Source organism: Corallococcus sp. CA053C (assembly GCF_003611675.1).
GTDB lineage: Bacteria > Myxococcota > Myxococcia > Myxococcales > Myxococcaceae > Corallococcus.
The window spans coordinates 1-17,372 of record NZ_RAWA01000003.1 but is presented as its reverse complement, the minus strand read 5'-3'; the positions used below and the strand labels follow the sequence as shown (position 1 = coordinate 17,372).

At 71.9% G+C, this 17,372-nt stretch carries 17 protein-coding genes; 10 read left to right on the top strand and 7 right to left on the bottom strand.

Features of this window, described 5'->3' with window-relative positions; all coding sequences use genetic code 11:
• Window positions 1-15: 15 nt before the first annotated feature.
• From D7V97_RS00805 to D7V97_RS00790, 4 genes are read left to right on the top strand one after another with little or no spacing between them, the layout of a single operon-like run.
• Window positions 16-813: a TadE/TadG family type IV pilus assembly protein gene (locus D7V97_RS00805; protein ID WP_120608649.1), complete on the top strand. Its 798-nt coding sequence runs from the start codon at window positions 16-18 to the stop codon at window positions 811-813.
• Window positions 792-2,339 carry a pilus assembly protein gene (locus D7V97_RS00800; RefSeq protein WP_120608648.1) on the top strand — a complete coding sequence of 516 codons (1,548 nt, stop codon included), beginning with the start codon at window positions 792-794 and terminating at the stop codon, window positions 2,337-2,339. Before D7V97_RS00805 ends, D7V97_RS00800 begins: the two co-directional genes overlap by 22 nt.
• A gap of 5 nt (window positions 2,340-2,344) precedes the next feature.
• Window positions 2,345-3,304, top strand: a complete 960-nt coding sequence (locus D7V97_RS00795; RefSeq protein WP_120608647.1) for a pilus assembly protein — start codon at window positions 2,345-2,347, stop codon at window positions 3,302-3,304.
• A gap of 8 nt (window positions 3,305-3,312) precedes the next feature.
• Window positions 3,313-4,041: a hypothetical protein gene (locus D7V97_RS00790; RefSeq protein ID WP_233582437.1), complete on the top strand. Its 729-nt coding sequence runs from the start codon at window positions 3,313-3,315 to the stop codon at window positions 4,039-4,041.
• A 4-nt stretch (window positions 4,042-4,045) separates the two neighbouring features.
• Here D7V97_RS00790 and D7V97_RS00785 read toward each other — a convergent pair whose 3' ends face one another.
• Complete coding sequence (locus D7V97_RS00785; protein WP_120608646.1) at window positions 4,046-4,606, bottom strand: hypothetical protein; 561 nt, start codon at window positions 4,604-4,606, stop codon at window positions 4,046-4,048.
• Window positions 4,603-5,370, bottom strand: coding sequence for a hypothetical protein (locus D7V97_RS00780; RefSeq protein WP_120608645.1), 768 nt, complete (start codon window positions 5,368-5,370; stop codon window positions 4,603-4,605). The genes D7V97_RS00785 and D7V97_RS00780 overlap by 4 nt, the downstream gene beginning before the upstream one ends.
• Before the next feature lie 129 nt (window positions 5,371-5,499).
• On the opposite strand from D7V97_RS00780, the gene D7V97_RS00775 reads away from it, so the two are divergent.
• A complete protein-coding gene (locus D7V97_RS00775) occupies window positions 5,500-6,213 on the top strand; it encodes a hypothetical protein (protein WP_120608644.1) in 714 nt (237 codons plus the stop codon).
• Here the strand turns inward: D7V97_RS00775 and D7V97_RS00770 are convergent.
• From D7V97_RS00770 to D7V97_RS00760, 3 genes are all read right to left on the bottom strand, one after another.
• Window positions 6,182-7,114 carry a hypothetical protein gene (locus D7V97_RS00770; protein WP_147444625.1) on the bottom strand — a complete coding sequence of 311 codons (933 nt, stop codon included), beginning with the start codon at window positions 7,112-7,114 and terminating at the stop codon, window positions 6,182-6,184. The two genes, D7V97_RS00775 and D7V97_RS00770, sit on opposite strands and share 32 nt — an antisense overlap.
• A gap of 79 nt (window positions 7,115-7,193) precedes the next feature.
• Complete coding sequence (locus tag D7V97_RS00765) at window positions 7,194-7,586, bottom strand: hypothetical protein (protein ID WP_120608642.1); 393 nt, start codon at window positions 7,584-7,586, stop codon at window positions 7,194-7,196.
• A gap of 138 nt (window positions 7,587-7,724) precedes the next feature.
• Window positions 7,725-9,488 (bottom strand): ABC transporter ATP-binding protein, encoded by a 1,764-nt coding sequence (locus tag D7V97_RS00760; RefSeq protein ID WP_120608641.1) that lies wholly within the window; start codon window positions 9,486-9,488, stop codon window positions 7,725-7,727.
• 159 nt (window positions 9,489-9,647) lie between these two features.
• On the opposite strand from D7V97_RS00760, the gene D7V97_RS00755 reads away from it, so the two are divergent.
• The 4 genes from D7V97_RS00755 to D7V97_RS00740 all read left to right on the top strand — a co-directional run bounded on the left by D7V97_RS00755 (window position 9,648) and on the right by D7V97_RS00740 (window position 15,340).
• Entirely contained in the window at window positions 9,648-10,088 is a 441-nt protein-coding gene (locus D7V97_RS00755) for a hypothetical protein (RefSeq protein WP_120608640.1), read from the top strand.
• 128 nt (window positions 10,089-10,216) lie between these two features.
• Window positions 10,217-11,341, top strand: coding sequence for a molecular chaperone DnaJ (gene dnaJ, locus D7V97_RS00750; RefSeq protein WP_120608639.1), 1,125 nt, complete (start codon window positions 10,217-10,219; stop codon window positions 11,339-11,341).
• A 214-nt stretch (window positions 11,342-11,555) separates the two neighbouring features.
• Complete coding sequence (locus tag D7V97_RS00745) at window positions 11,556-13,691, top strand: penicillin-binding protein activator (RefSeq protein ID WP_233582436.1); 2,136 nt, start codon at window positions 11,556-11,558, stop codon at window positions 13,689-13,691.
• Complete coding sequence (locus D7V97_RS00740) at window positions 13,688-15,340, top strand: aspartyl protease family protein (protein ID WP_120608637.1); 1,653 nt, start codon at window positions 13,688-13,690, stop codon at window positions 15,338-15,340. The genes D7V97_RS00745 and D7V97_RS00740 overlap by 4 nt, the downstream gene beginning before the upstream one ends.
• Here D7V97_RS00740 and D7V97_RS00735 read toward each other — a convergent pair.
• A complete protein-coding gene (locus D7V97_RS00735; RefSeq protein WP_120608636.1) occupies window positions 15,334-16,026 on the bottom strand; it encodes an NAD-binding oxidoreductase in 693 nt (230 codons plus the stop codon). The genes D7V97_RS00740 and D7V97_RS00735 overlap by 7 nt on opposite strands.
• A gap of 55 nt (window positions 16,027-16,081) precedes the next feature.
• Between D7V97_RS00735 and D7V97_RS00730 the strand changes: the two genes are divergently transcribed.
• Window positions 16,082-16,867, top strand: coding sequence for a transglycosylase domain-containing protein (locus tag D7V97_RS00730; protein ID WP_120608635.1), 786 nt, complete (start codon window positions 16,082-16,084; stop codon window positions 16,865-16,867).
• 18 nt (window positions 16,868-16,885) lie between these two features.
• On the opposite strand, the gene D7V97_RS00725 is transcribed toward D7V97_RS00730, so the two are convergent.
• Window positions 16,886-17,372 (bottom strand): hypothetical protein (locus D7V97_RS00725; RefSeq protein ID WP_233582435.1); only part of this gene is annotated, 487 nt, incomplete at its 5' end.

The window sequence follows — 17,372 nt, the reverse complement described above, 5'->3', positions numbered from 1 at the left end:
AAGCCTATACCCCCCATGGCCTCCTCCGACTCCCAACGGCGGCATCGCGAATCCGGACAGGCTGCCGTGGAAGCGGCGTTGTGCATGCCGCTGGTGGTGTTCCTGGTGCTGGGCACGCTGCAGCTCTTCATGCTGTTGCAGGGCCGCATCCTGGCGCAGGTGGCGGTGTACCGCGCGGTGCGCGCGGGCAGCCTGAACCACGGCAGCTGCGAGGCGATGACGCACGCGGCCATGGTGACGATGCTGCCCACGGTGGCGTCCACCTCGACGGGGCCCAAGCTGGCGGCGGCCTTCCGGGACCGCGAGCGCAACTACCTGCGCGTGCGCGGCACCCAGGGCGCGCTCTTCACCGAAGGGCCCATGGTGGAGATCGTCCGGGAGTCGCCGGACGTGGGCTGGGTGCGCAGCCTGGGCGGCAACGAGGACCTGCTGTTCGACGTGCCGACGAACTCGGCGGCGGAGCTGCAGCAGCGCACGCTCGAGATCCGCATGGTGGCCTGGTACTACATGCGCATCCCGTTCGCGGACTGGGTGATGAGCCGGATGTTCCTGGCCCACTTCCACCTGAAGAACTACACGAACGCGAACCCGCTCATCCTCACGCAGAAGAAGTCGGACTGGTGGAACGACACCGACGTGGAGCTGGGCGACGACCAGTGGCCCGGCGGTGACCTGGGGGATCGCATGGTCCGCTGGAGCGCACAGGGCCACTACCTGTTCCCCATCCAGGTGCACGCGGCCATGCGGATGATGAGCCCGGTGAAGGCGAGCAACTTCAACGGAGGCGCTGGATGCAGCCTGCACGGCTTCTGAGGCACGGCGGACGGGGACAGGCGCTGGTCCTGTTCTCGCTCACGCTCCTGCTGCTCACGTTGATGGTGCTGATGACGCTGGGCTTCGGCATGCGCGCGAAGGAGCGCGTGGAGATCCAGATGGCGGCGGACGCGGCGGCCTACAGCCAGGCCGTGTCGGTGGCGCGTACGTTCAACGCCATCGCGGTGATGAACCGCGCCCAGATTGCCCACATGGTGGCCATGGCCGGCACCCAGTCGCTGATCAGCTACAGCGGCCAGCACTACGCGGTGGCCAAGGAGAACGGCTGCGCCATCCCCGACGCGGCCTTCTCCGCGGCGGATGATGCCGCTGGGACCCAGGCGCGGGCGCTCCAGGGGGCCGCGGGCGACCTGTTCCAGGCAGAGCTGGCGCTGTACGGCACGCTGCTGAGCAAACACCTGGCGGGCCAGCAATTGGCGGACGAAATCGTGCAGGCGACGAGCTCCGACCTGCGGGCGCTGCCTGGGGGCGCCGCGAAGTCGATGATGGAGGTCAGCGGCGGCAGCGGCGGCGTGTCCAGCTACGACGACCTGATGACCCAGGAGCGCACCGGCACGGTGCCGGACACCGCCGGCGCGGTGCTGCCCACCGGCGGCAACCAGGGGCGCGCCACGCTCAACGCCACCATGGGCAGCCTGGGCTGGACGTGGGTGCACAACCGGCCCGGCGGCAGCGCGGGCTTCGGCACCGGCGGGGCCAACGGCGGGGGCTACGGCTTCACGCACTACGCCGACGTTTCGTCCATGGATCCGTCCACCTACGACACCATCTCCGGGCGCAACTCGTGGGCGCATGACCATGGCGCGGCGCGGACGTTCACCTGTCCCGTCAACGGCCAGCCCGTCACGGGGACGGGAGAGGGCTCCTGGGTGATGTCCGACGAGCGGCAGACCAAGCAGGACCAGCACGTCTATTCCGCGCACCCGGCGCCGGGCCAGGGCACCGAGGGCGCCGACCGCGTGGACGAGCGGCACACGATGGGCACCTGCAACGTGTGTCCGGGCATCTGGCCCTACTCCGTCGGCTTCAACGTAGGGCTGCTCCAGGGCGGCAACCCGGGGCGCAACGACTACGGCCAGCCCAAGCTGTACGCGGTGGTGTCGCGCGACTACGCGGGCCCCGCGCGCCGCGCGCAGCCCGACCCCTGGAACATCTACTTCCAGTTCAACTTCGCGGGCATCTCCACGGACTTCGACAACTCCAGCCCCCTGGGCCGCATCCAGCCCACCGGCCGCGAGGACGTGCAGCGCAACCAGGTGGCCCTGTCCGCGGGGCTCGCCTACTACCACCGGCCCCGCCCGGTGGCGGACGGCGGCGGCTGGCGTGAGCCGCCCAACTTCCTCAACCCCTTCTGGCGCGCGACGCTCGCCAGCGCCGAGGGCACCACCGACGACAGCCCCGCGGGCAGCCTGTCCGCCGCGGGCTTCACCGAGCACGCGGCCGCGCTGCGCCAACTGGACGCGGCGGGCTTCCGGGGCGGCAGCTCCACGGGCGCGAGGTACTGACCCCCATGCACGCGCGCACGGCGGTACGGCGGGGACAGGCGCTGGTGGAGACGGCGCTGGGGCTGATGGTGTTCGTCACCATCCTGATGTTCGGCATCTACTTCGCGGAGGTGGGTGCGCTGACGCTGAAGGTGCAGGAGGCGGCGAACTTCGCGCTCTGGGAGGCCACGGGCCACGTGCAGCACGACCCGGCCAACGGCGTGTGGCAACGCGACCTGCCCATCGCCCAGGCGGCCGCCGAGGCGGCGGGGCGCTACCGGGACTTCGACGGGCGCTCCAGCCAGGACCGCGGCGCGATGACCATTCAACTCGCCATGGCGCGCGCCCGGCCCATCCAGGTGACCTGTCAGCCGAACCTGCCCGGGGGCGCGGCCATCCGGGGCATCACCACGGCGGGCATCGCTCCGCTGTCGAACATGAACTTCGAGTCGGAGGGCATCTCCTGCCAGGCGTGGTCGTCGCTGCAGGCCTCGCGCATCGGTGAGTTCATGCGGCCGGAGTTCTTCCGCGTGTCCACCCGTCGTGCCACGCGGCCGTTCACCGTGTGCGCCGCCGGCCGCGCGGGCAACGACGGGGTGTGCGACGGCCGGTTCTCGATGCTGCTGGACGACTGGGGCCTGTCGAGCCTGGCCGAAGGCCGCTCGTGCGCGCTCAACATCAACAACGCCGTGCGCTGCCAGAACACGGATTACTACCAGTGGGCGGAGGGCGTGTATCAGGCCAACGGCGGCGCGGGTAACGCGGGCACCGCGCTGGCGGGCGTCGTGGGCGCGCCCGTCGCCATCGACGAGAGCCAGTTCTTCATGAGCTTCCGGGGCGAGGAGGACAACTACGAGGAGAACCTCGGCGCCACGCACGCGGGCGGACAGCCGCGCTGGGAGGTGACGCCCTTCCTGGTGCCTCCGGGCGGCCCCGCCTACGACACGCCCCGGCAGGGGAAGTGGCTGGGAGGCGTGCCGCATTGAGCCGCGCCGTGTCCGCGCTGCTCGCCAGGGGTCTGGTGCTGGTGCTGGTGCTCGCGTCGCCGGTCCTGGCGCAGCCGAAGCCCCGGGCTTCGGCCTCGGCCCTGGCCCCCGATGCCGGGACACCGCCGGAGCCGCCGCGCTTCGCGTGGCCGAAGCTCCAGGTGCTGGAGCACGTGGAGGCGAACGACATCGTGGAGGCGGGCGGGGTGCCGGTGGCGCTGCGCGCGGTGCACGTGAAGGAGTCCGCGCGGGAGCTGGTGCAGCGCTTCGCGGACGCGTTCCGGGACGGCGGGCTCTACGTGCCACCCGGCAAGGACCAGCCGCAGCTCGCGAACAACGCGGCCATGCTCACCGCCGTGGATCCACGCCGTCGCATCACCTACACGGTCATCCTGATGGCGCAGCCGGACGGCACCACCACGCTGTACCTGGGCGAGGCCAACCACGCCCTGGCGCGCGCGCCCGGCACGGAGCACGACTTCGCGCCGATGCCTCCCGGGGCGCAAGGCGCGCTGCGCGTCAACGCGGAGGGCTCGCGCACGCTGTCCTTCCAGGTGCCCCTGTCTGGCGCGCAGGTGCAGGCGTTCTACGACGACGCGCTGCTGAAGGCCGGATGGAAGCGCGGCGACGAGGCCGGCGTCTACACGCGGACGGGCGCGGAGCTGCGGCTCACGCACCAGGCCGGCGACGAGGGCCGGCGCGCGGTGGTGCTGCTCTACCAGTCCCGCGCGCGCTGACGGCTCAGGCGCGCAGCTTCTCGCGCAGTGTCTTCGCGCGGCCTTGCATGTCGGGGTCCAGGCCGGTGAGCTCGATGGACTTCAGGCGCTGATCCAGGCTCTTGGGCACCTTCTTCTGGAGCGTGCCCGCCTCCTGGAGCGCCTCCAGCTTCGCCAGCGCCTGGTCGACGATGCGGTCGCGCGGATGGTCCAAGAGGCTGTCGAGGAAGTACGCGTCCTCGGGCAGCTCCGGGTACTTCTCCAGGTACTCGACCACGCCCTTCACCCAGTCCGCGCGCGTCTCCGAGTCCTGCACCTTCTGCAGGGCGGCCTTCTGGGCCTTGCGCTTGCCTTCGGGGTCGAACGTCTTGGCGAGCCCTTCAGGCAGCTCTCCGCCGGTGAAGAGGGCGTCCGCGGCCGTCTTGTATTTCTGGTAGCTGGCGCTGCGCTCCAGCTTCTGCTGCGCCGGGTCGTCCTGGCGCGAGTGGTACTTGCTCTTGCCGCGCTGGGCGTCCAGCTCGCGGTAGGACTTGTTGCGCTTGCCGGTGAAGCCACCACCGTCGTTGTCGTCTCGGCCCATCTTCATCTCCCCTTGCGGGCGCGCCACAGCGCCGCCAGTCCCCGCCGGACGAGGGTGCGCACCTGCGCCAGCTCCTCGGGAGCGAGGGGGTGCTCCTCGTCATGCTCCGCCTCGAACAACGCTTCCGTCACGTAGGCCTGAAGGGTGTCCGGCGCGGGCGGCGCATCCGAATCCCTGTCCAGGGCCGCTGCCTCCGCGGCCGTCAGCCCCGGCGGCCAGCCCAGCTCCAGCATGGCGTGCAGCTCGAAGAGCAGATGCCGGGCGACCCCGTAACCTTCGTCCGTGAGGCCTGCGGCGTCAAGCGCACCCAGCAGGCCATCCTGCCGGTTCTCGTAGGCGTGCATCAGCCGCGTGCGCGCCTTGTCGTCGTCCTCCAGGTAACGCCAGGCGGCCTCCACGAATTCGCTCGAAGGCTCGCCGGGGTGGAAGGGGGCCGGCGGTTGCAGCCGCTCCCGCTTCGGTCGGGGCGGCCGGGGGCCCTCGTCCACCTCCAGCCGCACCGCCTTGCCCTCCTGCACGAGGTCCCAGAGGCCCAGCAGGTTCTGGTACAGCCGGCGCGCCAGCTCCGGGTCCTTGAAGCGGGGCTCCTCGGCGAAGAGGGTGGGGATGACGTCGCTGGAGGCGCCGCCTTCCGCGCGCGCCTCGCGCATGCGCTCGAGCACCTCGGCGGTGTCACAGGGACTGCCTGCCAGCTCCAGCAATCCGTCGAGTGTCTGTACACCCTCGAACTGACGGACGAAGTCGGGGCCTCGGTCTTTGGAGCGGCTCATCGTGGAGTGAACGGTAGGCACAACGCAGGGGTCCCTGCACGGGCCATTCGCGCTCCCTGGTGCAGGGCGGACGGGCGGGGGACGGGCTGGCTTCCGTTTCCGGCCGGGCGCCCCTACTGTGCGCCATTCATGGCCGTGGAAACCTCGTCCGACACCCTGAAGTCCGCGATGCAGGAACTCTATCGGGCGCGAGCGGTGGAGGGACCTCCGGGTGAGAATGGCCTGCGCACCGTCTGGCACCTGAGCCCCCAGGGCGCGGAGCTGTTGTCGCTGGTGGACGACGAGGGCCGCGTCCGGCGTCAGGAGCTCACGCTGCTGGACGAGCACTGCATCTGGGCCAGCGGCCAGGGCGTGCGCACCGGAAGGGTGGAGTCCGGCGAGGCGCGCAGGCCGCCGGTGTCCACGGAGGTGCGCGCGGATCCGGAGCTCGTGCCCCAGCGGCTGGTGCGCGCCGCGCAGGCGCTGGCCACCTACGCGGGGCAGGACCGCTACATCCTCCACATGCAGCGCGTGCTGGCGCTGGCGCGCGAGGGGCTGGAGATGTCCAGCATCGCGGCGGGGCCGGAGCCGCTCGGGCGGACCATGGCCTTCGCGCCCGTGACGCCGCCGCCTCCCCGGCGGGCCGTGGCCGCGTCTCCCGAGCCGGAGCCGGTGCCCGCGCCGGAACCGGAGGCGCTTCCAGAGGCCCTGCCGGAGCCGGTGCTGCGCTACGGCGAGGCGCTGCCCAACGAGGTGCTGCCCCCGGTGGTGCGCAAGTCGGAAGGGCTGGTGCTGGTGGCCGTCTTCGGCGTGGCCTTCGTGGTGGCGATGATCATGCTCTTCGTGCTGCTGCGGGGCGGCTGAATCGCACAGGCAGGCGCTGTCCCAGCACGTAGGTCACGTCCGCTTCGGTGGGCGCCGGAAGGGGAAGCCCGCTGCGCCCGCCGGCGGTGACGCGCTCCGGGCCCAGCGTGGTGCGCAGCGGGTGCGCGTCCAGCAGCAGCAGGACGCCCACCGCGATGGTGAGCACCACGCTGCCGGCCCACTCCAGCGTGGGCGCGCGCCGGGCCTCCCGCGCGCGGTACGTCAGCCAGGTGAAGGTCAGCACCGCCAGACACCCCAGGCAGCTCCAGCGCACCGTGCGCAGCCGCGCCGCCTGCGCCATGCCCTCCGCCATCAGGTCCGGCCGCAGCGCGCCCGGGGCCCGCGACAGCCGCGACAGCAGCGTGAACAGGTGGTGCGCCTCCAGCGCGCCCACCGCCGCCATGCCCGCGAGCGCCGCCGACACCAGGCTGCCCAGCAGCAGCCCGCGCCGCGTGCCCCGGCTGATGCTCGCGTGGCTGAAGCGCGCGACCCCCAGCGCCACCGACAGCGAGCCCAGCAGCACCGCGCTCGTCCACGCGCCCAGGAGCCGGGGCGCCATCGCCTTGCCCATGCCCGCCGTCAGCGCGACGCCCGCGTCCTCCACGCCCACCAGCGGCAGCGCCGCCTGCATCCGCTCCAGCAGCACCTCCGTGCCCAACAGCCCCAGCGTCCATGGCACCGTCGCCATGCCCACCATCACCGCCAGGGGCACCGCCCGCCCCAGCAGCGTGGAGCCCGCCGCCAGCGTCAGCAGCGGCACCTCCACCACCAGCGCCAGCCCCACCAGCAGGGCGAACGGGCCCGCGGAGGCCACCACGCTCACGAGGCCGGCCGGACCTCCCAGGAGCATGGGCAGCGTGCCGCCCAGCACGCACACCGTGGCGGGAACTGCCAACGCCACGAACAGGCCGGGCGCGAGGTGTGGTCTGACTGGAACAAGCATTTCCAGTAAGAATAGGCTCCCGGGCTTCCCCAGTAATTCAGACGGGGGGACGACCCACGAGCCAGTAGACGACAGAGCAGAGGGCGCCGGCCACGGGGGCAAGGATGATGCCCAGCAGGATCGTCTGCCCACAGTCCGCGGGCTCACACCCGATGCGGCCGTAGGCGAGCGCGCCGCCGACGAGCATGGGCACGTGCATGCCGGCGATGAAGAGGCCCATCCCGCGCAGCACGAGGCCGCGGTACCAGGTGCGCGTCCACAAGCGGAAGACGAGCGGGACGAGCACGAGGGTGACGGTGGCCGCGGCGGCCAGGGCGAAGTGCCGGGCGGCCACCGCGAGGCAGGCGGCCCCGGCCAGCAGCAGGGCGGGGACGATGAGGAGCGCGTCGAGTGACAGCGGCTCTCGTTCGCGGGGCGGCGTCGGAGGCATGGGACGGCGCCGCAGGCTGGCAGGGCGGGCCCACCCGCGCAAGGCCATGCGCCAGGGCTCGGGGAGGGCGTGGGCAGTGGGACACGGCCCCAGGGTCCCGCATCGGCGCTCGGGGCGCGGTTGGACCGCGGTACAGGTTCAGGCCGCGACAGCGCCCTCGCCCAGCAGTCGCGTGTAGCGACCCCGGAGCGCGAGCAATTCCGCGTGGGTGCCGGACTCCACCACCCGGCCGCCCTCCACCACGGCGATGAGGTCCGCGTCGCGCACGGTGGCCAGCCGGTGGGCGATGACGAGCACCGTGCGGCCCTTCATCAGCGCCGCGAGCCCCGCGCCCACCGCCGCCTCGCTGGTGGCGTCCAGGGCGCTGGTGGGCTCGTCCAGCAGCAGCAGCGACGGGCGGCACAGGAAGGCGCGCGCCAGGGCGATGCGCTGGCGCTGGCCTCCGGAGAGCCGGCCGCCTCGCTCGCCCACGGGTTCGTCCAGGCCGCCGGGCAGCTCTCGCACGAAGTCCTCCGCGTGCGCCAGCCGCAGCGCTTCCCACAGCGCGTCATCCGGCGCGTCCGGCTGCCCCAGGCGCAGGTTGTGGCGCACGGTGCCGGAGAAGAGCACCGGCTCCTGGGGCACCCACGCCACCTGGCCGCGCACGCTGGAGGACTTGAGCGACGACAGGGGCACGCCGTCCCACTTCACCTCGCCGCCGCTTGGGGGCAGGAAGCCCAGCAGCACGGAGAAGAGCGTCGTCTTGCCCGCGCCGGACGGTCCCACCAGCGCCACGCGCGCGCCCGCGGGCACCACCAGGTCCACGCCCTGGAGGGCCTCGCGGCCGTCCGCGTAGGTGGCGCGAACGCCGGACAGCTCCAATGCATGCGACAGCGGGCCGGCCTCGTCGCCCACGTCCGGCGGCACCGGCGCGTCCGCGAGCGCGAACAGTCGCTCCGCCGCCGCCAGCCCGGTGAGCACCTGGGACAGCGTGCCGCTCAGCGACTTCACCGGCTGGTAGAGCAGCAGCGCCGCCGCCATGAAGGAGAGCAGCCGGCCCGCGAGCGTCGGATCCAACGACACCGCGCGCGCGCCCCACGCCACCGCCGCCGCCACACCCACGATGCCCAGCAGCTCCACCGTGGGGCTGAAGGCGCCCCGGATGAAGAGCGAGCGGCGCATCTCGCCCAGGTACGCGTCCGCCTCCGCGTCGAAGGACTCCAGCGCGCGCGGCACGGTGCCGTACGCCTGCACCACGGGCAGGTTCTGGAGCTGTTCGGCGGTGATCGCGCTGAGCGCGCCCAGGCTCGCTTGCGAGCGGGTCGCCACCTTCTTGAGGGAACGGGCGAAGCGGTTGACCGGCAGCACGGTCACCGGCACGACGACGAACGTGAAGAGAAAGAGTTTCGCGTCGATGAGGAAGCAGGTGGCCAGCAGTGCGACGATCTGCAGCCCATCCCTGACGTACGATGACAACGCCTGGGTGACGGAGAACTCCACCAACGGAACATCCGAGGTGAAGCGCGCCACCAGCTCTCCCGAGTGACGCTGTTCGAAGAACGCGGGGGGCTGGGCGAGCAGGCGACCGTAGAGGAAGCCCCGCAGGTCGGCCATCACGCGCTGGCCCAAGCGCTGCATCAGGCCGCCCTGGAGGAACTGGGCGGTGGACTTCACCAGCGCCACACCGACGACGAGCAGCGGCAGCCGCGACAGCAGCGCCTCCGGAGACAGGGTCATCCCCGCGACGGTGACGGGGGCGCCGGTGAGGACGGCGCGCAGCAGCGGTCCGACGATCCACGCATACGCGGCGGTGGCGCCCGCGGCGGCGAGCGAGGCCAGCGTTCCCGCCAGCAACAGGCGGCGGTAGGGGGCCAGGTAGCCCAGGAGCCGGCGGTAGACGTGCGCGGAGGGACGGGGGGCCACGAGAGGGGGCGCACTGTGTCACCGAGCCGACGGTGACGTCCAAGCCAAAGGGAAGTGGGAAGGGCGCGTGCATGCCCGCCTGCTCCACGGCCGGTCAGGTGGCGCCTGTGCCCGGCTGCGTTGCCGCATCCCACACATGCGGACAGCTTGAGATGCGCCATGGAAACCAACTCCGAAAAAGAAGTCCTGTTCAACCCCGGCTGCGAGTCGGTCGTGGACGACGAAGAACGTCGCCGTCTGCTCTGGCTCATGGCCGAGTACTTCCGGACCATCGGGTACTCCGACATCAAGGCCCGGCTCCCAGGCTTCATGCCGCCGCCCGTGCTGTCCGGCACCATCGAGGATCACCGGCCGGACTTCACCTGCCGCCAATCCGACTCGGCGCGCACGCCCATCATCCTGGAGATCGTCACGCCGGGCATGGTGGATGATCCGACCGCGGAGAACCGCTGGAGCCTGCTGGCGAGCGCCGCGAAGCTCTACAACGCGGAGCTGCACTTCGTGGTGCCCAAGTGGTCAGCCCAGGGGCCCGTCGACCCGGCCCTCAAGCGCCGCCTCTCCCGGATGGAGCTGACGGTCAACCGCGTCTGGACGGTGTAGTCGCGCCGCTTCGCTGGAGCTTCGGCATCGGTTTCGGGCCTGGATTGCTGGCGTGTTTCGCTGCGTTATAGTGACTCGGATTTCCAACGCAGCGTAGAAACGCCAGCAATTTCCAGGGGTTCGATTCGATGGCAGCGGCCACAGGGCAGAAGCGCGACTACTACGAGGTCCTGGGCGTCCAGAAGACCGTTTCGGCGCAGGACCTGAAGAGCGCGTTCCGCAAGGTCGCGTTGCAGTACCACCCGGACCGCAACCCCGGGAACGCGGAGGCCGAGGACAAGTTCAAGGAGGCCTCGGAAGCCTACGAGGTCCTGAGCGATCCGGAGCGCCGCCAGAAGTACGACCGCTTTGGCCACGCGGGCAACCCCTTCGGGGATGCGGGCGGCGGCTTCCAGGGCGTCAACATCAACGACATCTTCGGGGAAATCTTCGGAGACATCTTCGGCGGTGCGGGCGGCGGGCGGGGCCGGCGGCAGACGAGCCGCGGCGCGGACCTGCGCTACAACCTGGAGATCTCCTTCGAGGAGGCGGCCTTCGGCTGCCGTCCGAAGGTGACCATCCCCCGTCCCAAGAAGTGCGACACCTGCACCGGCTCCGGCAGCAAGAGCGGCGCGGCGCCCCGGCAGTGCGCGGCGTGCGGCGGCAGCGGGGAGCTGCGCTACACGCAGGGCTTCTTCGCGGTGTCCCGGCCGTGCGGCGACTGCGGCGGCACGGGCGCGACCATCCCGGATCCGTGCCCGAAGTGCCGGGGCAGCGGGAAGATCCCGTCGGAGGAGGTCATCGAGGTCGCCATCCCGGGCGGCGTGGACAACGGCACGCGCGTGCGGCTGGGCGGCATGGGTGAACCGGGAGACCGGGGCGGCCCGCCGGGCGACCTGTACGTGACGGTCATCGTGCGCGAGCACCCGCTCTTCCAGCGCGAGGAGTACGAGGTCTTCTGCGAGGTGCCGGTGTCCTTCACGCAGGCGGCGCTGGGCGCGAAGATCGACGTGCCCACGCTGGACGGCAAGGTGAAGATGACCATTCCGCAGGGCACCCAGTCCGGCAAGGTGTTCCGCCTGCGCGGCAAGGGCATCCCGCACCTGCACAGCCAGCAGCGCGGGGATCAGCACGTGCGCGTCGTCATCGAAACGCCCACGGAGCTGACCTCGAAGCAGCGCGAGCTGCTGGAGCGCTTCGCGGAGGTGTCCGGCGAGGAGACCCATCCGCAGTCGAAGACGTTCTTCGACAAGGTGAAGGAACTGTTCGGCTAGGCCGTCCAGCAGGCGTGCGTTCCGGGCCGCATGCGGGTGCGGTCCGGAGGCCACGGGCTGGGGTGGGACGCGCGGGTTTCCCCTCGGGAGACCCCCGGCCGCTCCCGGGTGACGCGCACGGGCATGCGGGGTGCATTGAAGCGGACGTTCCAGGGGAATCATCTCCCCGCTCAAGTGTCGACGGAGCCTCACCCGCGCTGCTATGCACCCCGCCATGGAAGTCCTCTCCGCATCGCGCCGCGCGCTCGTCGCCGCGCTGGCCCTGTCACTGACTGCTTGTCCCAAGGCTCCCTCCCAGACGGACAACCGGGACACCCCCGTGGGCGAGCCCTCCGGCCGTCCCCGCGTGGAGGTGAAGGCGGACGCGACCGCTGACGCCGCGCTCGCCCAGGCCCGCGCCGAGTCGCAGGCCAACCCGGACAAGAAGAAGGCCGCGGAGGCATACCTCTCCGTGCGCAGGGCCTACCCGGCCACCACCGCCGGCCAGGACGCGCTCTACAACGCGGGCGTCCTCTTCTACGAAGCGAAGGACTACGCCAACGCGCGCAAGACCTTCAACGAGCTCATCTTCGAGAACCCCCTCTACGACCAGGCCGAGGACGCCAAGCACAAGCTGGCCCTGTCCGCGATGGAGGTGGGCGCCTACCGCGACGCGTACCAGACCCTCACCAGCCTGGCCGAACGCGCGGAGGGCGCGCAGAAGGAACAGCTCCTGAAGGAGGCCGCGCGCGCGGCGGAGGGCGCGGGGCTGTACTCGCAGGCGCTCGCCATGGCCGTGAAGGAAGCGGGCGAGGCCCAGACGCCGGAGGAGAAGGCCGCCGCGGTGACGAAGGTGGAGCAGCTGGTGGAAGGCCGCGCGGACTTCATCGACATCGCGCGTGCGCAGGAGGGGCTGTCCACCTCCAACCCCGCGTGGCCGGTGCTCCAGTTCAAGCTGGCGCGCATCTACTACCACCTGCGTGACTGGACCCGCCTGGAGGAGACGCTCCAGCGCTTCCTGCGCGACGCCCCGGACAGCAGCTTCGCGCCGCAGGCGAAGGAGCTCCTGGCGCGCGCCACCCGCCGCGTGGAGGTGCGTCCGCGCACCGTGGCGGTGCTGCTGCCCATGACGGGCCGCTACCAGCCCATCGGTGAGGCGGTGCTGCGTGGCGTGAAGCTGGGCCTGCAGGGCAGCGACATCGAGCTCGTGGTGAAGGACACGCAGGGCGACGTCAACAAGACGGGCCAGGCGATGGAGCAGCTCGCGTTCGACGACGGCGCCATCGCGGCGCTGGGGCCGCTGCTGGTGGACGACACCAAGCGCGCGGCGCTGCTGGCCGAGGAACTCCAGGTGCCGCTGCTGACGCTGAGCCGTCAGGAGGGCATCACGGACATTGGCCCGTATGTCTTCCGCAACATGCTGACGAACTCCGCGCAGGCGCGCGCCATCGCGGACTACGCGATGAACGTGAAGGGCTACAAGAAGTTCGCGGTGCTCTACCCGAACATCCCGTACGGCGTGGAGCTGGCGAACGAGTTCTGGGACGAGGTGGTGGCGCGCGGCGGCGCGGTGCGCGGCGCGGAGGCGTACACGCACGACCAGACCACGTTCACCAGCGAGGCCAAGCGCCTGGTGGGCCGCTACTACCTGGAGGACCGCGGCGACTACGCGGAGGCCGTGCGCGACGTGCAGGGGGAGAACATCACGGACGCGTACCGCCGCCGCAAGGCGATGGAGAAGGCCCGCTCCGGCGTGGATCCCATCATCGACTTCGAGGGCCTCTTCATCCCGGACGACTGGCGCCGGGTGAGCCTGGTGACACCCGCGCTCGCGGTGGAGGACATCGTCACCAACGCGTGCGACCCGCGCGACCTGGAGCGCATCCGCAAGACGACGGGCAAGAAGGAGCTGAAGACCGTCACGCTCTTCGGCACCAACCAGTGGAGCAGCCCCAAGGGCCGCTCGGGCCTGCCGGAGCTCTTGGAGCGCGGCGGCAAGTTCGTCACCTGCTCGGTGTACGTGGACGGCTTCTTCGTGGACTCGCAGCGGCCCGCCACGCAGAAGTTCGTGAAGTCCTACCGCGAAGCCTACAAGGAAGGCGGGCGCGACCCCGGCCTGCTGGAGGCCATCGGCTACGACTCGGCGCGCATGGTGCGCCAGGTGCTGGACAAGCAGCGGCCCAACACGCGCGCGGCGATGCGCGAGGCCATGGCGGGGCTGAAGGACTTCGACGGCGCCACCGGCCGCACCTCGTTCAACGACAAGCGCGAAGCCGACAAGCAGCTGTTCCTGCTGTCGGTGGACAACAAGGGCGTCAACGAGATCAACGTCGACAAGGAGAAGGCCGCCGTCCGCGGCTCGGGTTCATGAGCCTGCGCGCCGGGGGCTTCCTCCTCGCGGGCGTGCTGGGCCTCGCGGGCTGCGCGCACGGCCCGACGGGCCTCACGCAGGACACGCTGTCCCAGCTGGAGTCGACGCCGGGCGGCTACCTCGCGGGCCCCGTGGCGGGCTTCGACGGGTCGCCCACCGTCCTCAACCGCAAGGACTTCATCTGGGCGCTGGACTTCTCGCCCCGGGGCGGACGCGTCGCGTACACGCGCCTGGGCCTCAAGGCGTACCACGTCTCCGTGTGGGGCCTGGACGCGGGGGCCCCGAAGCCCGGAGAGGGTCCGGTGCTGCTGGCGGATCCGGAGGTCAACGCGCAGCAGTTCGACCTGGAGGGCGTGGCCCTCTCGCCGGACGGCGCGCGGGTGGCCACGGTGAGCCGCAGCGGCGCGGTGCAGTTGTTCGACGCGGCGACGGGCGCTCCCCAGGGGACGCTCGCCACCGAGGAGCCGCTGGTGTCGGTGGCCTTCCATCCGGATGGCCGGTGGCTCGCGGTGGGCAGCGCGCAGGGGCTGGTGTCGGTGCTGTCGGTGCCGGGGCTCGCGTTCGGCGCGGAGGCGCGGCTGCACATGGGGCCGGTGAGCGCGCTCGCGTTCGCGCCGGACGGGACGCTGTACTCGGGCGGCTGGGACGGCCACGTGCGCGCGTCGGACACGCCGGAGCAGTCCTTCACGCCGGACGCGGCGCGCACGCACTTCGAGCGGCGGAGCGGCTTCGCGGTGGTGCAGGGCAGCTTCGACGGCGGACCGCCGGTGGTGCTGGCGCTGGACTCGCGCTCGCCGGTGGTGGTGCTGACCACGGCGGCGGCGACGGCGTCCGGTATCGACGTGGCGTTCCTCAAGGACACCGTCACCGTGCCCGGCGCGCTGGGCACCACGGTGGCGCGGCTGGCACGGGCGCGCACGCTGCGCTTCAAGGCGCTCACGCTGTCGGGCGTGGACGTCGCGGTGTGTGACGCGTGCGTGCCGCAGGGCAGCCAGGGCGTGCTGGGCGTGCCCTTCAGCGACCGCGTGGACACGGTCTTCGACGAGACGACGGCGGAGGCGGTCCTCACGCTCAAGGGCGGCGCGCCGCAAGGCCTGGCCCCGGTGGTGGCGCGGGGGCTGAAGCCGCGCTCGGACTTCACCTTCCCGGCGCACGTCAACGACGTCACGGTGGACGCGCGCGGTCAGCGGCTGGGCGTGGCCTTCAGCGCGGAGCCGGCGGAGCGCAACCGCACGGTGTACGAGCGCGAGCGCAAGGGCATCCAGGAGCCCCAGGGCCCGTGGAACGCGGGCGCGCTGGTGGACGCGGGCTCCGGCAAGGTGCTGCGCAAATGGGAGGTGCACCACGGCGTGGTGGCCTCCGCGGCCATCTCCCCGGATGGGCGCTCGCTGGCGTCGGGCGGCTGGGACAAGCGCGTGTACCTCTTCACCGAAGGCGAATCGCAGCCGCGGGGCGAGCTGGAGTTCGGCTGGTCCGTGCGGCGCGTGCGCTTTTCTCCGGACGGGCGCCGCGTGGGCGTGGCCGCGTGGACGCCGCAGAAGGCCACCGGCAACCAGGAGAGCGACCCGGCGGCGGTGCTGGCCGGCGTGCGCTATGCGTCGCCGCGGGTCGAAGCGCGCGCGGCCCCGGCTGCTCCGGCGGCTCAGTAGTTCAGGAACACGGCGCTTCGCGGCACGCCGCGCAGGCGCAGCTGCTCCATCACGCCCTGCACCATCTCCGCGGGGCCGCACACGAAGGCGATGGCGTTCTCCAGGGGCTCCTCGCCCAGGTGCATCTGCACGTAGCCGGTGAGGCCCTGCCAGCCGCTGGCGCCGGGCTGGCTCACGGTGCGCACCACGCGCACGTCGCCGGCCTGCCACCGCTCCATCTCGCCCGCGTACGCGAAGCTGCCCGGGGTGCGCGCGCCGAAGTAAAGCGTCACCCGGCCGTACGCGGCGCGCTCCTGGTGCACGCTGGCGATGACGGGGCGGATGGCGGAGATGCCGGAGCCGCTGGCGAACAGCAGCAGGTCGCGGCCGCGCGCCTTCTCCATGGGGAAGCCGGGGCCCTCTGGACGGGACACCTCCACGGGCGTGCCCATGGGCAGGTGCAGGAGCGTGGAGGGCAGGGCGCCGTTGTCCTTGAGGAGGAACTCCCAGTGCGTGCCCTGGGCGGCGGGCGGCGAGGCGATGGCGAACATGCCCGGCTCCTGCCCGGGGAGGCGCAGGCGCACGTACTGCCCGGGGTGCGCGTGGGTGCCCACCAGGGGGCCGCCGCCAATGTCGAGCACCAGGTCGGTGAGGCCATCCGCGGCGGGCGCGCGGGCGCTGACGGTGGCGGTGTGCCAGTCGCTCATGGAGGCTTTCTAACCGATCCTCCCGACAGGTGCCCACCCTGGTAGAGTCGCGCGCGTGAAGACCGTGTTCTGGCTTGTCATGTTCCTGGTCGGCCTGGCCGGCGTGGTGATTCCTCTCACGTACCTGTACACGGCCAGCAAGCTGCCGCGTCTGGAGAGTGAGTTCGACGTCGAGAGCCAGCTGCGCCACCGCATCGAAGGCGACCGGATGAGCGTCATGGTCGGTCGCATGGACCAGGGCGGGAAGGACCGCGCGTCGGTGGCCTTCACGCGGCCCGACTTCTCGCGGATGCCCAAGGACCTGGTGGCGCTCTACATCCGGCAGATGGACTGCCCCACCTACTTCCAGACGCCGCGCGAGGACGGGCGGGCGTGGGCCTGGCGCCTGTTCGTCGGCGTGACGGTGGACGGCTCGCCTCCGGGCGACGGGGCCTGCGAGCGGCGGCTGGCGATGCGCATCGCGCGGGAGATTGGCATTGAAGGCAAGCTGGCGCTGTCGGTGGCGGCGCACCGGCTGCACGCCTTCTTCCAGAAGGACCAGCTCATCGCCTACGAGCTGTCCACGCTGCGCTTCGAGCGGGGCGTCATCGGCGTGGAGGACGCGGCGCGCAAGCTCTTCGGCCGCGACCTGGGGGAGCTGCAGCTGTCGGAGCTGGCGGAGCTCCAGCTCGCGCTGCCGCCCTACGGCTATTACGGCGACCTGAAGGCGTGCAAGAACGCGGGCCTCATCCGGCAGAACCGCGACATGCTGTTGCAGGACCTCGCGGGGTACGCGCTGGTGAGCGAGGAGCGCGCGCGCAACGCCATCGCGCAGCCGGTGGCGTGCCTGTCGGTGAAGTAGTCCCAGGCCCCGGTGCCTTCAGCGCCGCACCTCCGCGGGCACCTGGGCAAGCCAGCCCACCTCCAGCGCCGCCCACAGGCCCAGCAGGATGGCCTCCGCGGCGTCGTGGCGCAGGGACGTGGGGCGCGGCGCGCGGGACCACTCGATGACCCGCCGCGCGAGCCCGTCCGCGGCGTCCTTCGCCTGCGGGCCGCTGCGCTGTTCGCGCGCGTAGAGCAGGCGGGAGCGCCAGTCCTCCGCGGCCACGCGCAGCACCGGCAGGGCGCGGCGGGAGGCCTCGCGCTCCCAGACGTCGGCGATGGGGCCGCCGCCCTCCAGCACGAGCCACGCGAGCGGTGAGGCGTCGTGAATCACGGCGGGCACCGCGCGCTTGAGCCGCGCGTGCGTGCCGAAGTTCTGCGAGCGGTACCAGTGCAGCCGGCCGTCCGCGCCGAAGCGCGCGAGCCCGGAGCGCAGCCCCAGGTCCACCGCGAGCAGCGCAGGGCCGGGGGGCGCGGTCATGGGG

Bases quoted from the DNA above. Each gene is read 5' to 3' on its own strand.
- D7V97_RS00805 (WP_120608649.1), top strand. From the start codon at position 16: ATGGCCTCCTCCGACTCCCAACGGCGGCATCGCGAATCCGGACAGGCT.
- D7V97_RS00800 (WP_120608648.1), top strand. From the start codon at position 792: ATGCAGCCTGCACGGCTTCTGAGGCACGGCGGACGGGGACAGGCGCTG.
- D7V97_RS00795 (WP_120608647.1), top strand. From the start codon at position 2,345: ATGCACGCGCGCACGGCGGTACGGCGGGGACAGGCGCTGGTGGAGACG.
- D7V97_RS00785 (WP_120608646.1), bottom strand. From the start codon at position 4,606: ATGAAGATGGGCCGAGACGACAACGACGGTGGTGGCTTCACCGGCAAG.
- D7V97_RS00780 (WP_120608645.1), bottom strand. From the start codon at position 5,370: ATGAGCCGCTCCAAAGACCGAGGCCCCGACTTCGTCCGTCAGTTCGAG.
- D7V97_RS00775 (WP_120608644.1), top strand. From the start codon at position 5,500: ATGGCCGTGGAAACCTCGTCCGACACCCTGAAGTCCGCGATGCAGGAA.
- D7V97_RS00765 (WP_120608642.1), bottom strand. From the start codon at position 7,586: ATGCCTCCGACGCCGCCCCGCGAACGAGAGCCGCTGTCACTCGACGCG.
- D7V97_RS00755 (WP_120608640.1), top strand. From the start codon at position 9,648: ATGGAAACCAACTCCGAAAAAGAAGTCCTGTTCAACCCCGGCTGCGAG.
- dnaJ (WP_120608639.1), top strand. From the start codon at position 10,217: ATGGCAGCGGCCACAGGGCAGAAGCGCGACTACTACGAGGTCCTGGGC.
- D7V97_RS00745 (WP_233582436.1), top strand. From the start codon at position 11,556: ATGGAAGTCCTCTCCGCATCGCGCCGCGCGCTCGTCGCCGCGCTGGCC.
- D7V97_RS00740 (WP_120608637.1), top strand. From the start codon at position 13,688: ATGAGCCTGCGCGCCGGGGGCTTCCTCCTCGCGGGCGTGCTGGGCCTC.
- D7V97_RS00735 (WP_120608636.1), bottom strand. From the start codon at position 16,026: ATGAGCGACTGGCACACCGCCACCGTCAGCGCCCGCGCGCCCGCCGCG.